Source organism: Mycoplasma sp. 773 (assembly GCF_053851515.1).
This window is the reverse complement of sequence record NZ_JBSQAV010000006.1, coordinates 42,461-62,679: the sequence shown is the minus strand read 5'-3', so window position 1 is coordinate 62,679 and position 20,219 is coordinate 42,461. Positions and strand designations below refer to the sequence as shown.

Annotated in this window: 10 protein-coding genes; 9 read left to right on the top strand and 1 reads right to left on the bottom strand. The window is 27.8% G+C overall.

Features of this window, described 5'->3' with window-relative positions:
* Positions 1-15: 15 nt before the first annotated feature.
* The 7 genes from ACWXVJ_RS02090 to ACWXVJ_RS02060 all read left to right on the top strand — a co-directional run bounded on the left by ACWXVJ_RS02090 (position 16) and on the right by ACWXVJ_RS02060 (position 15,247).
* Complete coding sequence (locus tag ACWXVJ_RS02090) at positions 16-759, top strand: phosphonate ABC transporter ATP-binding protein (protein ID WP_455966374.1); 744 nt, start codon at positions 16-18, stop codon at positions 757-759.
* A gap of 208 nt (positions 760-967) precedes the next feature.
* Positions 968-3,760, top strand: coding sequence for a magnesium-translocating P-type ATPase (gene mgtA / locus ACWXVJ_RS02085; protein ID WP_438340350.1), 2,793 nt, complete (start codon positions 968-970; stop codon positions 3,758-3,760).
* Between the two features lie 124 nt (positions 3,761-3,884).
* Positions 3,885-4,856, top strand: a complete 972-nt coding sequence (locus ACWXVJ_RS02080; RefSeq protein WP_438340349.1) for a ribose-phosphate diphosphokinase — start codon at positions 3,885-3,887, stop codon at positions 4,854-4,856.
* Positions 4,843-5,547, top strand: coding sequence for a 16S rRNA (guanine(527)-N(7))-methyltransferase RsmG (gene rsmG / locus ACWXVJ_RS02075; protein WP_438340348.1), 705 nt, complete (start codon positions 4,843-4,845; stop codon positions 5,545-5,547). Before ACWXVJ_RS02080 ends, rsmG begins: the two co-directional genes overlap by 14 nt.
* 124 nt (positions 5,548-5,671) lie before the next feature.
* A complete protein-coding gene (locus ACWXVJ_RS02070) occupies positions 5,672-14,038 on the top strand; it encodes an ABC transporter permease (RefSeq protein ID WP_455966372.1) in 8,367 nt (2,788 codons plus the stop codon).
* Entirely contained in the window at positions 14,038-14,952 is a 915-nt protein-coding gene (locus ACWXVJ_RS02065; RefSeq protein ID WP_444704803.1) for an ABC transporter ATP-binding protein, read from the top strand. Before ACWXVJ_RS02070 ends, ACWXVJ_RS02065 begins: the two co-directional genes overlap by 1 nt.
* 1 nt (position 14,953) lies before the next feature.
* The gene (locus tag ACWXVJ_RS02060; RefSeq protein WP_455966370.1) at positions 14,954-15,247 is read left to right on the top strand and encodes a hypothetical protein; all 294 of its coding nucleotides are present in this window, start codon (positions 14,954-14,956) and stop codon (positions 15,245-15,247) included.
* A gap of 79 nt (positions 15,248-15,326) precedes the next feature.
* Here ACWXVJ_RS02060 and ACWXVJ_RS02055 read toward each other — a convergent pair whose 3' ends face one another.
* Complete coding sequence (locus ACWXVJ_RS02055; RefSeq protein WP_455966368.1) at positions 15,327-16,088, bottom strand: hypothetical protein; 762 nt, start codon at positions 16,086-16,088, stop codon at positions 15,327-15,329.
* 209 nt (positions 16,089-16,297) lie between these two features.
* Between ACWXVJ_RS02055 and ACWXVJ_RS02050 the strand changes: the two genes are divergently transcribed.
* Together ACWXVJ_RS02050 and ACWXVJ_RS02045 are read left to right on the top strand one after the other, a co-directional pair.
* Positions 16,298-18,451 carry a HinT-interacting membrane complex protein P80 gene (locus ACWXVJ_RS02050; RefSeq protein ID WP_455966366.1) on the top strand — a complete coding sequence of 718 codons (2,154 nt, stop codon included), beginning with the start codon at positions 16,298-16,300 and terminating at the stop codon, positions 18,449-18,451.
* A 27-nt stretch (positions 18,452-18,478) separates the two neighbouring features.
* On the top strand, positions 18,479-20,209 hold the full coding sequence (locus ACWXVJ_RS02045; protein ID WP_455966364.1) for a HinT-interacting membrane complex lipoprotein P60: 1,731 nt from the start codon (positions 18,479-18,481) through the stop codon (positions 20,207-20,209).
* Positions 20,210-20,219 lie beyond the last annotated feature (10 nt).

The following is a 20,219-nucleotide window of genomic DNA, read 5'->3' as shown; positions in this document are numbered from 1 at the left end:
ATATAATATTAAAATATGAAGAAAATTCAATTTGAGCATTACTATGCCGCATATCCAAGATCAAAGATGAATATATTAAATGATATAAATTTGTTAATTAATCAAGGTGAAATGATTGCTATTATAGGAAGATCTGGTTCAGGAAAAACTACATTGTTTAATGCCATTCTAAAACAACTAAAAACTAGTCAAGGCAAACTTTTTATTAATGAATATGATATAGAGAACATTTCAAAACGACAATGAAAAAAAATAGTAAAGAGAGTTGGTTATCTTTCGCAAGAAACAAATCTTATTGAGTCGCTAAATGTTTATGAAAATATTTTGCATTTTTATTCAAAATATAAAAATGTGTTATTTTCCTTGTTAAAAATAATAACTAAATCACAAAAACAAGAAATTTATAATGTTCTCGACTCCTTAGGAATTTTAGATAAGATCTTTACAAAAATTTCTGATTTATCAGGCGGCCAAAAACAACGTGTTGAAATAGCAAAAATTTTGCTAAGAGACGTTGATATTATTTTAGCTGATGAACCAACTAGTTCACTAGATATTAAAACATCAAAGGATATAATGTCAATTTTAAAAAATATCAATATGAAATATAACACAACAGTTTTAGTTAATATTCATGATTTAAATGTCCTTAGAAATAATTTTTCTAAATATATTTTTATTAATAATGGTCAAATAGTTAAAAACGGAGACCTTTATAATCTTTCTGAAAAAGAATTAGAACAGTTATATGAAAGTTAGATATTAAGAGGTATGTTTATTACTTTTTTATTTTTTAAATTGTTGTTTAATGTAAAATTAAGTAAATATAAAATGGAAAGGTGACTTAATGGAAGCACAAAGTAGTGATCGAAGTAGTACAAATATTGTGTTTTCACTAAGCACATTTTGTTAATTATGTAGAATTACTGCTTCCTTAAACATATTTTAAATATAAAGGAGGTGAATAATGAAGAAAGCAAAGGTTAATAATATTGAAAGTCAAAATATTAAATTATCTAAGCAAGATTTGGCAAAAAATAATCCGATAAATAAGCGACTAGTTGAAGCATCTATTAGTGATGTAGAACTTTTATTTGAAAAATATAAATCTTCTAAAAATGGTATCAAGATTGAAAAACAAGTTGAGCAAAACCGCGATGAATATGGTGTAAATAAAATTTCCAAAAAAGGGGCTGACACTGCTGGAAAAAGATTAATCCGCTCTTTCTTTAATTTGTTTAATATTATTCTTTTTATACTTACAATTATTACTGCTGTAGTCGATATTATATTGCCAATAAGCAGTGGTAAGTATAATGAAGTTAATTATATAACTGTCATTATTATTCTGGTAATAGTTTTTGCCAGCAGTATTATTCACTTTATTCAAGAACAAAAATCTGCTTCTAGTGCCAATAAACTTATTGAAATTATTGAGACAACTTGTTTGGTTGAGCGTGATGGGGTTCTAAAGGAAATACCGATGGACGAAATAGTTGTTGGTGATATTGTCCATTTAGCAGCTGGTGATATTATTCCTGGTGATGTTAGAATTATTGCGGCAAAAGACTTATTTGTTTCGCAATCCTCATTATCTGGCGAAAGCGATGCAATTGAAAAATATAGTATTATTGATGCACAAACTAATTATGATAATCTGACAGATAGACCCAATCTTGCTTTTATGGGTTCAAACATTATTTCTGGTTCAGCAAAAGCATTGGTGCTAGTAGTTGGAAATGATACTGTCATTGGTAAGGTGGCTTCAAAATTAAATGAAAAACAAGTCCCTACTAACTTTGAAAAGGGTATTAAAAAAATTTCTGTAATGTTAACCTGCATCATTGCTTTTGTTATTCCTATCATTTTTTTAATTGTTGGATTAACCCATCAAAAGATTGAAGGAAACAATGCATGATTTAATGCCTTATTATTTGGTATATCTATTGCTATCGGATTAATCCCTGAAATGTTGCCAATGATTGTAACTGCTTGTTTATCAAAAGGTTCAATCGCAATGGGGAAGGCAAAAACTATTGTTAAAAATATTAACTCTATCCAAAATTTTGGTGCTATGGATATTTTATGTACTGATAAGACTGGAACAATAACTCAAGATGAAATTATTCTTGAAAGGCACCTTGATGTTAATGGGAAAGAGGATTATCATGTTTTAAAGTATGCTTTTTTAAATTCTTATTATCAAACGGGATTAAAAAACCTACTAGATAAATCGATTATTAATCGTACCCTTGATTTAGCTGATGAACAAAAATCATTAGATAATCTTGAACTGCATTATTTGAAAATTGATGAAGTTCCTTTCGATTTCAATAGAAAGCGTATGTCAGTGCTTGTAAAGTCTCTTAAAAATAATAAGGTTACATTGATTACTAAAGGAGCTGTTGAAGAAATTATTAATGTATGTAGCACAATTTATTTAGATGGAAAAGTAATTCCTCTTGATAAAAAGGTAATCCGTAAAGTTTTGAATAAGGTTGAGGAATTTAGTGAAGAAGGAATGAGAGTTGTTGCTGTCGCTTCCAAAAAGTCTAATATTGATGCTGTCGGAAAGCTGAGTGTAAACGATGAAAAAGATATGACTTTAATAGGCTATCTAACATTTTTAGACCCACCGAAAGATTCTGCTGAAGATGCTATTAAGAAGTTACATAATTTGGGCGTAGAAGTAAAAATACTAACTGGTGATAATCCACTGGTTACAAAGGCAGTTTGTTCAAAAGTCGGCATTCCTTATGAAAAAATATTGCTAGGAAAAGATATTACTAAACTTAGTGATGTCGAGCTAGCAATCGAAGTCGAAAAGACACAAATTTTTGCTAAACTTAGCCCCGATCAAAAAGCTAGAATAATTACCATTTTGCGTAATAATGGTCACGTTGTTGGCTACATGGGTGATGGTATTAATGATGCACCAGCAATGAAGGTTGCTGACGTATCAATATCTGTAGATACAGCAGTTGATATTGCAAAAGAGTCAGCTAATATCATTCTTCTTGAAAAAGATTTAAATGTTTTGGCTACAGGGATAGTTGAGGGAAGAAAAACTCATGCCAATATTAATAAATATATAAAAATGACTGTGTCCTCAAACTTTGGAAACATTTTTAGCGTAGTTATAGCCTCAATTATGCTTCCATTTATTCCTTTAGCACCTGTGCAAATTATTTTTTTAAATTTAATTTATGATTTTTGTTGTGGAACAATTCCGTGAGATAATGTAGATAAAGAATTTATTCAATCTCCGCGGCAATGGGGACATAAGTCTATTTGGCGATTTATGCTATGATTTGGCCCTGCTAGTTCGATTGTTGATGTTATGTCGTTTTGTTTATTATTTTTTGTTATCATTCCACAAGCAATTAAACAAACAACATTTACCAAAATTAGTGATTATAGTAATTTATCTCTTGAACAACAAAAAGAATTTAGATTGATGTTTTGAGCTGGGTGATTAGTTATCTCAATGTGAACACAAACTTTTGTTATTCATCTATTAAGAACTGATAAAGTGCCACTAATTAAATCTAACGCTTCTACTCCGGTGATTATTTCAACCTTGACCGGAGTTGCATTGGTAACTGCTCTTCCTTATATTCCAAAGCTAAATACTTCCTTGCAACTAGCACCGCTACCCTCGATATTTTATGCTTGGCTTGCACTGTTGCTTTCGACCTATACATTTCTTGTGATAATAACCAAAATTATTTATCGTAAGATCTATAAGCATTTCTTATAATTAATAAGTCAACTTGGCTTATTTTTTTAATTTTGTAATAATCTAAGAAAAAGTTAAATATTAACACATTAATATATTAAAATTAATATTAAAAATTAGGGAAGGAAAATTTAAGCTAAAAAAAATGAAAAAATTAGATGAAAATGTAATTATTTTTGGGATGGATAATTCTGAAAAACTAGCTAATGAAATTGCTAAATATTTAGACACTGATGTTAAAAAGGTTAATAAAGTTGTTTTTGCTGACGGCGAGAATTTAGTTTATCCCGACGAAACTGTTCGAAATAAAACTGTTTTTGTTATCAACAATACAGGAAAACCAGTCAATGATAATTTAATGAGTCTTTTGATATTTATTGATGCACTGAAGCGTGCTAGCGCAAAAAGAATTATTTGTGTTACTACTTATTATGGTTATGCAAGACAAGATAGAAAAACAAGCGGCAGACATCCAATTTCAGCCAAACTTGTTGCTGATTTATTAGAAACTGCTGGTGCTGATAAAATTATTGTTGTTGATTTGCACAATGCATCAATTCAAGGCTTTTTTAATATTCCTGTTGATGATCTAAGAGGTCAATTTATTTTTGCTAAGGAATTAAGAAAAAGAAAAGATAAATTTGTTATTGTCTCTCCTGATCATGGCGGCGCAGTTAGAGCACGTCAATTATCAGAATGCCTAAATTCCGATGAACCAATTGCAATTATTGATAAAAGAAGAACTGGCCCAAATGTATCTGAAATTATGGGCGTTTTAGGTAATGTTAATGGTAAGAATGTAATCATCTATGATGATATTATTGATACTGGTGGAACTATTATACATGCCGCAGAAACACTAAAGGCACAAGGCGCTAACAAAGTTATTATCGCTGCAACACACGGGTTATTTTCAAGAGGTTTTGAAATGTTTGAAAGCAATCCTATCATTGATGAAGTTATAATAACTAATTCAGTAGATCACTCGCATTTATCACATTTTAAGAAGCTAAAAGAATTATCAATGGCCGAATTTCTTGGTTTAGTTATTGAGGCTAATACTAATAGCACATCAATAAGTGAAATTTATAAAGAATATAGTAATGGAAGAATTTAGAAGAATTATAACTCAATATCTTTGCATTGAAGATGAAGACATAATTGCTAAACTTTATTTATATTATCAGTTAATTGAAGAAGAAAATAGAAAGTATAATTTAACTGGTTTCTACGGTGAAAAATTAATTAAAGAGGGCATTATAGAATCAATTCTTATTTTTAAAAATATAAATAAAAATATTGCAAATCTATGTAATAAGGAGGTTCTTGACATTGGCTCAGGAGCAGGTTTTCCTATTATCCCTTATTTAATATATAGTCAAAATTTTAATCTTACAATTTATGAGCCGATGCAAAAAAGGGTAAATTTTTTATGGCTTGTAGTCAAAAAATGTAATTTAAAAAATGTAAGGATTCTTAAAATAAGATCAGAAGAATCATTAGAAAAGGAAAGATTTGATTTTATAAGCGCAAGAGCAGTTTCAGAATTAAAGAATCTTGTTGAAATATCTCATCATGTTGGAAAAATAGGCTCAATTTTTTGTTTTTTAAAATCAACTAATTTTCAAAAGGAAATTGATAATTCTAGAAATATTAAGAATATATTAAAAATTAAATTTAATACTTTATGTTTAAATAAATTTTTTACTATCGATAATGTCTTGGTTTATTATGAAAAAAAAATTCCTACCCCTAATTTTATCCCAAGAAAATGGTCGATAATTATTAAAGAAAATTCCAAAAAATAAATTTAAATTTTCTGCTCATTATGTACATGAGCAGAATTTTTTGTTGCATATTTAAAAAAATTTATTAAATAATAATTTAATAAACTATATAATTAACATTACAAAGTTTGGGAAGGGGTGAGAGATGAAGAGATTATTTAAAGAAGTTTTTAGGTCACTTGCTAAAAACAAAGTTACATTAATTTGTTTAACAATCTTAATTTTCTTAACAACATTTTTATTTACTTTGTTAAATGATGTTAAGACTTCATATTCACGAACAATAAATGCATATGATAAGGTTTCTAAATTGCATGATTTAACTGTTGATTTAGATATTAATCCTTCAGGAGTCATCCCTAGCCATGGATATAATCAAATTGATAAGGATAATCATAGTGTTATTACTTCGCCAATAAAATTCGAATCATCTAAAAATGGTTCGGATGTTTCTTATACGATTAATTTGCCGGGAAGCGAGCACAATTTTATTAACATAAAAGATACTATTGAAAATTGAAACACCAATCCTAAATATTATTTGAAGACTGAAGACTTTTTAAAATTATATTATGAACAACTTTCAGGTCAAGTTTCAAGTGTCAGATTCGAGATTAATAAAGAAAACCCTAATCCCCAAAAGATTAGAGAATTTACTTTTTCAGGTGAAAATAGAAAATTTAAAGTTTATCAAAAAGAGGGAAATAAATATTCTTTGGTAACTAAAGTAAACAGAGTTAATACCGATGACTTAATAAGATTTAAAACAAAAGTAAAATTAGGTGATATTTTAACTATATCATATGGTCCCAAAGGACCTTTTAATCAACAAACAATTAAAGATAGCGTTGTAGAATCCTCGCCTCTTTATATCAATACCGTAACTAAGCAAGCATCATTTTTGACCCAAGATTATGATGAATGAAAAGCAGAAGGTGTTTTATATGTTATTGAATCTAATAAAGTCCTTGAATTAATGGGATTTGAAAAAAAATCAAATGATCAAAAGTGATATTTTAATGAAGAAAAAGCTAAAAATGCAAAAATTAAAATTGCTGGCAACCAAAAAACAACACAATGAAATATTATTAATGATGATATCCTTGTTGATGATTTTAAATTCGGGACATTTGCAAATGTAAATAAAATAGTTTCTAATTCTCCTCTATATATCGAACTAGCTTCTAATAATACTTATAAAATTCCGGAAGGATGAATAAGAAGAGCTGAGCGAATGGTTTCATATAATTGATATCGTTACATTTTAAATTGAAATGAAAGCAATCAAGAAGATAAGTCCAATTGAAAAGGATCGTACTTTAAATTTATTGAGCAATTTAGCAAAAATCAACCCAAAGAATATGAGCAGCATTTATATTTCTCTTATTGAGATAAGACCATAACCACTGCCTATAGTATTGGAAATAAATATAAACAAACCTTTGTGCAAACGGTTCCAATTGATAAAAATGATATTGATGTTACCTTTAAACAGCCGTGAAGTGGAGGGAAAGAAAATACACGAATTCCTAAAAATAAGCAAAACCTTGATGCCTTTAATTTATGAAATATTAAGCAAGTAGAATTTAATAAATTAGGATCGCAGCCATTAAGTGATGAAGAATTTCAAGATGTATCAAATGTTGGCAAGCTTAATGTAGCTCAAAATTTTATTCGTAATAATGCTTTAAGTTTTGCTCGTTCTTCAATACTAGAAGATATTAAAAAAACTGTTGGTAAAGATAATTTAGGTATTAGAAAAACCATCACTGTTGAAACAGTTAATGAAGGCAATGCAAAAAAGAATGTATTTCATTTTGTTAATATTGGTGATAAGGATAAAAAAATACTAGGATTTGAAAATAATGTCGGTAAGTTATATAACGAAAGTCTTAATCCATCTATTTTGCATTCAAGTATTTCAAATGAAAATGTTGATAAATTCTTATTAAAGCCAGATAAAAATAGCAATCTTATAACTAAAATTCCTGCTGTTTATACTAGGTCGTTAGTTGAAACTATTTTTCGTAATTTTACGCCAAATAATGAATATTTTAATGCGGATATAAGATTTGAAAAGTACTATGATTTTCTTGAAAACACAAAAATTCCAACCCTAGTTGATGGAAAAATATTGGTTTTAACTACTGCTACGCCAGAAATAAAGCGCCCCGGAGGATCTACTGTCGTTGGGGCAATTGCAATGCCTAGACCAAATAAATATATATTTTTAGTTCAAAGCAATATTGATGGTTTTACAGATGATATCGTGTGAAATAAGGTTTTAGTTAATGACAAGGAATATTTAAGCTTGGATGAAGTTTATAATTACCTTGTTCAACAAGATTATACTGTTCGTGGTGAAATAGGTGCAAACGGTTGAGCCGTTGTTAATCCTCAATTTAGAAACGCAATAAGTTTACCAATATCATTCGGATCAATTTCACCAGATTTAACTCTTGAAATTACACAAAAAAATACAATTAAAACCTTAGTTGATAGATTGCGTTCAGTTCTTTTAGATACAGATTTTGGAAAATTATTTGATCGCCGTGATGTATATCGTATTTTCAAAGCTGTCACCGATTCTGTTGAAAGCAATGGGTTACATACATTGCTTGCCATCGGAAAAACTAACCGTTTTATTTTAGAAAAAACAATTTTAGATATTATTAAATTTTTAGTTAAACCTCTGCCGCAAGATAATAACCAAAATCTTGAATACATAAATATAAATGCAAATGCTTTCATTCATAATTTCTTTGCAAAGATATTTTTATATTTTAAAAAACAATATTTACTATCGGCTAAAACTAATGAAGAAAGGGAAAACTATCTTGTTTCACAAATAAATAATCTAAGCGGAATTTTAAATTTTTCTAATTTATACATTATTCCACAACTCAAGATTTCATTAAAAGATCTATTTGTTTATATAAGAGATAAAGAAAAAATTTTCGATATTTTAACCGAAATATTTTCATCAATTGATTTTGTTAAATTTTCAGCAATAATAAACGATTGATACGATCGCCATCCATATAAACCGTTTACTGCGGTAAATGATACATATTGAACAATGTCTCATGAACGGATGATTATTTCTTTATTAAGTTCATTGAATGAAGAAAAATTCAAAAAATCCATTAAGAACCTTTTTAATTTAGTAGATTTTAGCAAAATACTTGATCCAGAGCAAAAAAGCAGCTACTACCAAAAATGAGTTCAAGCATATAAAAATATAAATCAAGACTTAGATAAAAATACGAAGGATGAGGCTAAAAAATTCTTTAAAGCCTTAGACGCTAATAAAGATGGCTCATATAAGAATATTAACGAAGGACTATTTAGTATTTTTTCAAATATAAATATTGAACAATTCACTAATTCACTTAATAAATTAATTAAGATTAATAAATATCCAATTACAGCTAATAATAAAATTTATAACGATTACAATACTGAATATTTAAATCAATCTGATTATTTGGCAGCATTTATGTCCTCTCTAAACCTTGTTGGCGAAAATGAAATTTCAGCAAGCAAAATTATTCAAATTCAAAATGCGATTATTAAAATTTTTAACTTTTCAAACAAAACAGAAAGTTTGGTTAAAGAATTAAATATTTCTATTCCAACCAAAGAAGAAGGAAAAATTTCATTACTAGATTTGGCTATTTTGCCTAAATTAGCATTGCCAAATAATTTGTCTAGCAATTTTTCTATTCCTTCGTCATATAATGTTCCTATTAATGAATTTGATTTAGTTGATATCAAAAAGATTATTGCGAAGGTAAAACAAGCAATAAATTCTAAAACTTTATTAAAATTGACTAAATCTGAGTTTGATTTTGTTAAACAGCAAGCACTTGTTAATGATATTGAGCTAAATAATCTATCAAAATTACTTGCTAAACTTGAAAAATATTTTAATTTTGTATCTCTTTTAAAACTCAAATCTCTTAAACCAAGGGATAATAAGTTCGACTTTATATTAGAAGACAAAAACCAAAAGCCTGAATCATATGCTGATTTAGCCTATTTATCAGCAATTATTGATTCAAATGCTAAAGATAAAAAATCACAAATAGAAATTCTAAAAACCTTGCATAATTTTCTAGCTAAATATCTAGGTTCATCATTTCTTGCGAATGGTGAGGAATCAATTATTAAAAATATGTTTGTTTTATATAGCATATGGATTAAGATAGCTTATTTTTTGAATAGAATTGAGCGTATTGAAGATAAAATATCTATTGATCAAAATACTGGACAAAAGATTATTGAAAAGCAATATGCTAAAAAACTTTCTTATGCACAAATTAAACTTGTTCTAAATGAAATCTATAAACTAGCGCTAAATCCTGAATTTGTTAAGGCAATGCAAAACTTCGATAAAGTTATTAATCCAATTCCTAGTTTGGGAATATTGGGAAGCGATAATAAGTATCAAGCAACACTTTTAAAAATTCCTTATGCTCATGCACATACTAATTTAGCAAATCGTGAACTTATTTCTTTATTGAAAAAATCGCAAGGTATTAATTTATTTAAATCTAATTTAATTAATGCTGGAATTGACACTAAAACTATTGATAAAATAATTGACCTTTTAATTAAGAATTCAAATGAACTTACTTATAACTTTGGTTACATTGCAACAGCCTCGCAAATTCCAACTTATTACAATAATTCATTAAAAATGTTTCTTGATTCATTCCTTGAAACTAATGACAAAACTCCTATAAAACCGTTAATTAAAGATGATTATGAACTAGATTTGGCATTCAAAAAGGTTATTGAAAATTCAAGACTTAATAATCATTTATCATTGTTAAATATTCCTAATAATCTATTAAATCCTTTGACACTACTAAGCTTTCCTCAAATTCCTTTATATTATATTTTAAGTCCAAATCCAAACGAAGGCAATATTGCTTATATTGTTAAAAAAGTTTTAAATAATCTTAAGTCTTCGAATGTTAAGGATATATTTTATCAAATTGAAGCAATTACACAAAATTTTGAAAATTCTGCTTATTATGTTGAATCAAAAAACGATACTTCTATTGATTTAGACCTATCTAGATTTAATTATATTTTTAATCAAAAATTAAGAAATAGTAATGGTAAGGGACTTGATTTATTTGGTATTAACATTACCTCATCTTTAGAAAAATCAGTATATAAAATCATAGAACCTATTAAAATATCAAATTTAATTTCTTATTCAGATTCAGGCTCATATGTTGCTAAAGTTAATTATGGTTATGCATCTAAAAACGGTAAAGAAGTCTATAAAGGTGATATAAGCAAATATCTATCGAACCCTTATGCTATGCAATTATTTATTTCTTCATTAGATGAAAAGTACAAGGTTAAAGTTAATACGCAGGAGTATTTAATCATTGGTATTGATTCAACTGTTGATTATTTATATCCTGTTATTAATGAAGAAAATATTCAAGTAGATACTAATACCCAAGCAATTATTTATGTTAATTCAAAGGGTTTTGACCGTATAAATTCAGCATATCCAACTTTTGCTGTTAAGACTTATGCATTAGTTAAAGCGCCTGTTGATGAGAATGGAAAATATTTACATAATAAATCGCCAAAGGAATTGCAGGAGCAATTTAATAATGATATTAATCTTATTAATCCTAATTCATTTAACAAAAAGGTTTATTTAAAAGATGAATTAGACAATATAAATCCTGAAAGAAAGATAAGAATTGTAACCATTAGAACTATTGTTAATTCAATCAAAAATGCCACATTCTATTTAATTTCTGTTTTAACTATCTTAGTTGCATTCATCATATACTTTATTATGAAGAGATATATTGAAGCCAGAAATAAAGTTGTTGGAATATTGCGTGCTCAGGGTTATAAAACCTCAAAAATAGCATTTGCATTTTGTGCTTTTGGTTGAATCCCTGCTTTTGTTGGTGGTTTACTTGGTTATATTGTTGGTTTTGCCTTACAGGGAACAGCAATGAATGTTTTGTCTTCATACTGGACACTTGAAAATAATATAATTCCTATTCACACCTCCGCCATCCTTGGTACAATAATTGCACCGTTGTTATTTGTTAGTTTCTTAATTTTTATAATAACAGCAATTTCTGTTAGAAAAAAACCTATTGAGTTAATGAGTGGTCTTGTTGAGGTTAAGGTTGGGAATTTTGCTCAAAGAATTTCAGCAATGTTTAGAAAACTGCCAGTTAAAGCAAGATTTATCGCCTCTATGGCACTAAATAATTTCTGAAAAATGTTCTCGCTATTCTTAGCATTTTCAACCACATCGTTGATTTCTATGTTCTTTTTATCGTCAAACAACATTTTTAATAAGGCTATAACAAAAACATATAAAGATAGACTCTATAAATTTAAGCTTGATCTTGAAAGCCCGACAACTGAAGGTGGGCCTTATGTTACTTATAATAAATCTGATATAAATTCATTATTATATGTTCCTAATGATTTAGCTGGATCATCTTCATCAAATGGTAGTCAACTTGATTATGCCAACCCGAATTTCTTAAGACCAGGCAGTTCATTTAATACTGATGTCCCACATATTCCGTATGCACCAACAGTATTGACTAAATCATCACTTGATATCTTGATTGATTTATCGGTTGAATTAAGCCCTTGAGATATTACTTATGCTAGTTTGCCTGAAACGCAAAGAGCTAGAGTCGCGCAAATATTTAAGCGTGTATCAAAAGAAATGCAAGCTACCCAATATTTAATTGATATTTCTAAGTTAAAAACCGGTAAGGATTATTTAAATGTTGAAGATAGTGACATATCAAATATTATTGCCGTTACTGATTTGGAAAAATTTCAAAAAGATCTTGCCAATAATAAGCCAGAAGATATAAAAAATCGTACGAGCTTCTTTTATTTCACTTCGTCGTCTTTATATCAAAACAATCAATCCAACGGAAGAATTAGCGAACAGTTTAAATTTATTGAATGAGATCCCATTAATGAAACATACTTTAAACCAAAATCTGTTTCAACATCGAGATATAGACAGGAATATCGTAATTTCTTGGTTAATGCCTACCGTCGTATTGAAGGTCTTGATTTCTTTGTATCATTTGGTGGTATTTATTGAAATGATGTAACTAATGAAAAATATACTTATGCTAAAACACTATATAATAATAAAGAAATAAAGATTTATGGATATTATGGTGATAGTAGATTCATTTCAATGCACAATGCTAATAATGAAGATTTACAACAAAAATTAGCTAACTATCAATATAATGAAAATACTACAATCCCATTGATTGTCAATACTGTTGCCCAAAAAAGATACAATCTTTCTATTGGTTCAAAAATTGAATTTGATTTATTAAACCATGTTGATCGCTTTAGTTATCGTGCGTTAAATCAAAAGCCACCAAGAACTAAATATACCTTTGAAGTTATTGATATATCCGAAACATACATTAATAGTGAATTTATTACAAGAAAGGACATCTTAGACAAAATTTTGGGTTATGACACCTTGACTACTCGTTTGCAAAACGCACGTAAACAAGAACTAGAAAATGCTATATTCTTAAACCCACAAAATAAACAAAAAATTACTAGAGACTTTAGACGAAAATATGAAGCATTTAATGGTATTTTATCTAGTGATACAACACCAGTCCAAACAATCGATACCTTAACTACTTATTCATCAACCGGTTTTTGAGGCGCGACCTCTTCATTTGAAGTTGAAGGTGCAAGCGATCAAACTGTTTGAGAATTCTTTAAACGCATATTTATATCTAATAAAGATCTCAATTATATATCTGTTTATGAACACAATATTGATTCCTATAATGAAGCACACCCTGGAGCTAAATTAAGATATAAAGACGTATTATTTAGACTTCTTAATATAAATGAATCTCAATATGAAAAGATTGTAAAACAAGCTAATTCAAATGAAGAATTTAAAGGTTTAGCACGCAGTATTCTTACGAAATTTTATGGAATACAACCCGATACTATTTATGGTAAAAATATTATGTATGGTGCCTCATTTAACGTTAATAGTAAAGATATTGAAGCAGGTTTTATAGCTGATATTTCTGAAACTGTAAATGTTATTCTAATAGCCTTTATTGTTATGTCGCTATTGATTTCCATTATAATATTAATTGTTATCACTAATATTATGATTGCCTCAAATCAAAGAGCAATAGCTACGTTTTCAGTTTTAGGTTATACTAATCGTGAAAAGATTTCACTATTCTTTGCTAACTTTGTTCCGACTATAATATTTGCTTGTTTATTAATGATACCTGCAACATTACTATTGATTTCGGTATTTAATGCATTTATGATGGCTACATCTCAAATTGTCTTGCCACTTGTTTTACACTATTCAACAATTATTATCTCAGCAGCAATTTGCTTAACAGTGTTTATTCTGACCTCGATGGCTACTTGAAAGAGTTTAAATAAAATTAAGGCCATTGACACCTTGAAAGGAAAATAATGTGAAGAAGAAATAAAAAAGTTGAATCTAAAAATGAAGATTTAAATGTTTCCATGAATAATAAAAAAGAGACATCAATAGCTTCGAATGCTGATGGAATATCAGGACATCCATTAGATAGTGCAACGCTAAAAAAATATAAATTAGCAAATAATAAACCTCGAAAAAAAGATGGATTAGAAAAGGAAAAGAATAGCGATGGCAATATTGTTGAAGTTTTTGATGTTAAGAAAACTTATTTATCAGGAAACGTTGCAACCGATGTTCTAAAAGGTGTATCTTTAACCATAAAAAAGGGCGAAATTGCAATATTGTATGGTAAATCAGGGTCAGGAAAATCGACGCTTTTAAATATAATAAGTGCACTAGATAGACCAACTAGTGGTAAGGTTATTGTTAATAATATAAATTTGCCTTATCTAAATGAATCCAGACAAACGCTATTTAGACGTGATAATATTTCATTTATTTTTCAAAACTATAATTTATTGCAAAATCTAAATAGCTATGATAATGTTGAGACCGGCGCTTATTTGCAGAAGGACAAGTCAAAACATTTGGATATTAAGAAATTATTTAAGGATTTCGACCTTGAAGAATGTATGTTTAAATACCCTTCACAAATGTCGGGTGGTCAACAACAACGTGTTTCTATCCTAAGAGCAATAGCTAAAAATTCTGATATTCTTGTTGCTGATGAGCCAACCGGCGCTCTTGATGAGAAAACAGGATGAATTGTTTTAAAAATTCTTCAAGAAATCAACCGCGATTATGGAACTACGATAATTATTGTTTCACATGATGCTGATGTTGCACAAATTGCGGATAAAGTTATTTATCTTGAATTAGGACATATTAAGGATATAAAACATCAAGAACGAAAATGATTAATAAAAAAGGAAAAAGAAAATTAAAATGATTATAACTATATTATTTATTATATTTGGATTAATACTATCAACTGCTATTATTACTCTATCAGCATTTTTGCTATCAAAGAAAATTAAAAAATCTTACATAGTATCCTCATATTGCATGTTATCATCGTGTTTACCAATATGGATCGCTTTATTTATCTCTGCATTCACATTGACGAAAATAGTATTACTTGTATTCATATGTATTACGCTAATATTAATAATTGTTTCAGCAATTGTATTTGGTATTGCTAGAATAAAAGTTGCTACTCAAACCAAAAAAGAAGAATAGCTGAAAAAAGAGCGTAATTAGTTGAAGAAAAAAAGCCAGTAATAAACTGGTTTTTTATTTTAATTTAAGAAAATCTTAATTATTTATCATCGTTGTTAGAAACACTTTTTATAATGTCGATACATGAGCCAAAGTGATATGGAACTGCAATTTCTTTAATGTTTTTTCAATCACTTCCAAAGATGTTTCTTAAATAATTTTGATATTCACTTATAACATGAAGTTTTAGCCCATCTTTTTCAAAAATACGAATATTATAGTTAGTATTTGTTAATCATTTTGTTAGAAAAAAATGATTAATTATTGGTGATGTTATAACAAAACCTTCATACATATCATCGTTTAGATCATTTACTAAATCCTTATAGTTTATCGATTTTTTTAAAGCCTTTAGGAATTTAGAAATAATAATTTTGTTTTTAATTTTAGGAATATTTGAATAATTCATAGTGGCATAATATTGTATAAAGCTTTTACTTTTATTAGAAAATTTATACATCTTTTTTATTTTCTTAATTGTTGTGGGAATGATTAAATTAATATCAACAAAAGGGCAATCATTGTATATATTTTTACTATCTTCAACAAATTTATTTTGTAACGAATAATAGTCAGAGTGTTTGACCGAATCAATTACCTTGTGTGGATATAATTGTCTTAGTTTTTCATATGATTCAAAAGTCATCATTACTTCATAATGATCAGTTTCATTTCAATATTTCAGGTTATTAACCACTGCTAAAAGACTATTAAAATCAAGACTATATCAGAGCTCATGCTTACTACAAATATTAATAAATTCTTTCAAGATGTCAAGTTTATGGTTAAAAATTTTAGTCATATTTTAAAATTATAATTTAAATTTATTTTTACCTTAATTTATTTAATTTGCTAATTCTCTACTAAATATTGCTTAAGCTGCCTGTGTTAACTTGGTTTTGTTGTTAGCAAAATATATGTAAAAAGTGGTAAAATTTTGTTATCTTATTTAATTAATTAAATATGAATATTTTTATTTGTACATTACTATATTCAGAATGAAAGGCAAATATGTCAGAAAAATTTAAAAAACAAATAACCACTGAACAAAAAGCTAAGAGAAAAAAGGTCATTTGAGGAACTTTTTGAGCAACCGCCATTTCAGCTGTTTTAGCAGCTGGTATTTCTATTCCACTTGTTCAAGCTTCGAAGGCCCTACCTGCTCCAACTCCGATATTGGATGAAAAAAGCTCAATTATTAAAATCATTCAACCAGATGGTTCTATTAAAACTTTAACGTATGGCGAGCTAGACAAAAATCCTACTCTAACAAATAAAAACAAAAATATTTTTGATTCTATTGAAAAAAACATTGCCAAATATCTTTATGAGAAAGAGTATGAGGCTTCTTTATGATATCAAGCAGTTTATAATGCCGACAAAGCAAAAACAGATGAAAAATCTTTTGCCCTAGATTCGATTGATAAAATTAAAGAAAAAGTGCAAAAAGAAATTGATGATTTAAAAAGACAGTATCAAAAGCAATACGGCCTTGAACAAAAATGAGAAGAAAAATTCTTAGAAGAGATTTCGAAGCCATCATGAGGATCATCAAAAAATGAGAAACAAGCTTTGGAATACCGAGTTAATTTAGAAATCAACAAAAATGCTTATCGTAGATATAAAACCGAAGTTAATACTGATTGAACATATAATGAATTAAAAAATGGTATCCTAGCCAATAAAGATGTTTTTTATGAATACAATGGCAAAAAAGTTGAAATAGCTAAAAAAGGCCAAAAAATATTTTTGCCTTTTGCTCATGAAAACAAAAATTATGTATTGCCAGCAGAGGATTCGATTGAGTCACAAACAAATTCACAAGCTTCAATCAAAATTCCGATGTTTGTTACAACATCATTTGTTAAGGAATTTAGAAATCCTGAAAGATTTATCAAGCCATGAATCGACAGAAAACAAGCCATTTTATCAGAATTTTCATTATCTGCTCATCAAGATACAACTGGTGCTGAAAAACCATGGGTTGTAACAAAGGCTGAAATAATTAATCTTCTTAAGTTTTCAGCATATCCGCAAGATAATACGCACAATAAATTAAAACTTGCAATTGATGCATTAAATGATTTTAGAGGATTTAGCACATTAATAAAAAATGATAACATTACTTCAGATGATGAAAGACATGCAAAAAATGACCAGACATTAATTGAATATTTATCAGCCGATAAGGCAAATGCTTCAAAATTTGGATCAAAGGGTTTTGTTAATTTAAAACAAGCAATTTCTTCAAGTGAACCATCTTCATACTTTGGGCTACTATCAATTTTACTAGGTGACGCACAAACTGATAAAGGTATTTATAAATATACTGAAAAGAATGATTTGTTTAAGGATTTAAAGAAAAAGCTAATTGAGGTTTTAAAATCGCTTAGTGGTTATAGTAATCTTGAAACAGAATTTAAGTCAAAACTTGAGAATGCATTGAATGCAGATCCTGCTTCAAAAGAAAAAAAAGCTGATTATGTTGAAGAATATGCTAAGTATAATAACGAGGTTGAAAAAATAATTAATAACCTTGAAGATAAGGAATTTAACAAATTATTTGGTAATGCATTTAAAGATGTATTTGTTGAAGGTAATAAGGACAATAAAATTAACGCTATTTACAAGGTTGGTGAAAATTTTGTTTCAGTATCTCCAAAAGGTATATTAATTCAAAATTTACACAAGTTTGATACAGTGGAAGCCGTTCAAAAATTAATTGTTAAAGATTTAGCAATTAAATCAAAAGCAAATTACAAAAATACATTTACTAGTGAATTATTTAATTTAAATACTATTTTTGCGAATATATTAGATACTACATATCAAATCAACGATCTTCTTTCACAAGATACATTCAAAAAATATTTAAAACAACAAAAATTTACTCCTATTGATTCGGATAAAGAAAAAAACTTTGATGATGCAGATATTAAAGGAGCTTTAAACTATATTTCAACACTAGAGCAAACAAATAAGGCAACTATTGTAAATAAAAAATATGGTCAAATAAAAGATTTTATTAAGAAACAAATTAATGATAATCTTGTAGCTGACTTCGAATATGATACAAATACAAATAAATTTATAATTAAACCACATGATAATAAAGATATTATTTCTTATTTATTTGACATCATAGTTAAATATGTTTTAGAATAGAAAAATTTTTATAAGGAAAGGAAAAAAATGAAAAAACTTTCAAAAGTATTGCTTAGTTTATCACCTCTAATATTTTCTGGTGTTCCATTACTAGTATCATGTGCAAATAATAAATCACAAAATAATGCTGAAACCCCGGGTTATCAATCAGGTTTTTTAAAACAGCAAACATCAAAGAATCAAATGATTTTATCAGTTGTTGATACATATCTTGAAAAATTTTATGTTAATGATTTAAAAAATATTAATCAAAAAGACAAAATTGCTTTTGCGATTGAAAATAAAAATAATCAGCTTCATAAAGATTTATATGACTTATTTAAATATTATGCTTCTGTTTCACTAAATACTGATGCTCAAAAGTTTTGAAATCTAAAACATGATTTTATTCGATTAAATATTGATACTAGCGCCTATAATCCAGCCCCTGAAAATATTCCTAGCGAAGATGAATTTATATTTTTAATGAAGAATTCTAAGTTCTTGCAGGAAAATCTTAGATTAGAGTTAGAAAAAATGCTAGTTTCTAAAATTTATCTATTAAAATCAAGAGATGAGTTTAAAAAACTATCCGTTAATCAAAATGGCCTAGATAAATATCAAGTAAGTCTCGAAGAGGAAATAAAGAAAGATTCAACTACATTGTTAAAAAAAGATATTTATGATGCCCTTGATTTTTCAAGTAATAATCTTTATTTAATTAAGTATCTTCTTGAAAACCCCCTTATCCAAAGATGATCATTTACTGATACAAAAGATATGAATTTAAGAATTGGTAAGGCAAATATTTCAACCTTTAACGATTTTAACAATCTAGCATCATATAATCCTAAAAAAACTCAACAGTATGATTACAATCCGGTTGCCAAACATCCCGAATATATTTTAAAAACTGGTGCTTCAGAAGGATTTGAACTTAAAACATTAAGAGCATTTAACGGAATTGTTGCTAATTCAGAAACAACAGGCGATTTATCAAACTCATTTTACACAGCCAAAAAATTTACTTCACCTGTTTTTGGTTTTGTAGATCCAAAAACTAAAAAAGTATTAGACCAGGACTATTTTAAATTAGCAAAAATTCTTGCTCAAGAAAAGAAGTTACCAAAAATTAAGGCCACAGCATCGCTTCAATCTAAACAAGATAAGGAAGAAAATTTAAAAGTATTTAATGCTAAGGATATTGAATTCGAAGGCCTTACAAGACAAAATGATAATGAAAAAGTATTTACTAAAGAAATAACTTTAGAAAACAAAAAATATACCCTTATGTTTGAATTAAAAGACTCGATAACTTTTAGTGGTCAAATTCTAAGAGCACCAATGAGATTAAGTATTAAGGAACTTGGATCGAGACATTATTATGATTTTAGTGCTGAATTAGAATATAAGGATAAGAAATTTATAGACCAAACTAATGCAAATGATTATAACCTAGATAAGTATCCAACATTTATCGATGTTATTAATGATAAAAAAATTGATGCTTCATATGTAATTAAATTAGCACCATTATATTTATCTAAAAAAGTAAAAAATCTAAAAAATGAAATTGTTGATAAGAAAATTTTTACTTTTGAAAATACCCCATGAAATGATGCAACGCAACAAAGTATTATTGCTAACTATATTGTTGTCTCAAAAGGAAACACTTTGTTTAGAGAGGCTAATAAATACATAATAGACAATCTAGGATTTAAGTTAACAGAGCTAAACCCGATTGTTTTAGAATTATTTAAAGTGGAAGGATTAATTTAAAAAAAAGAAA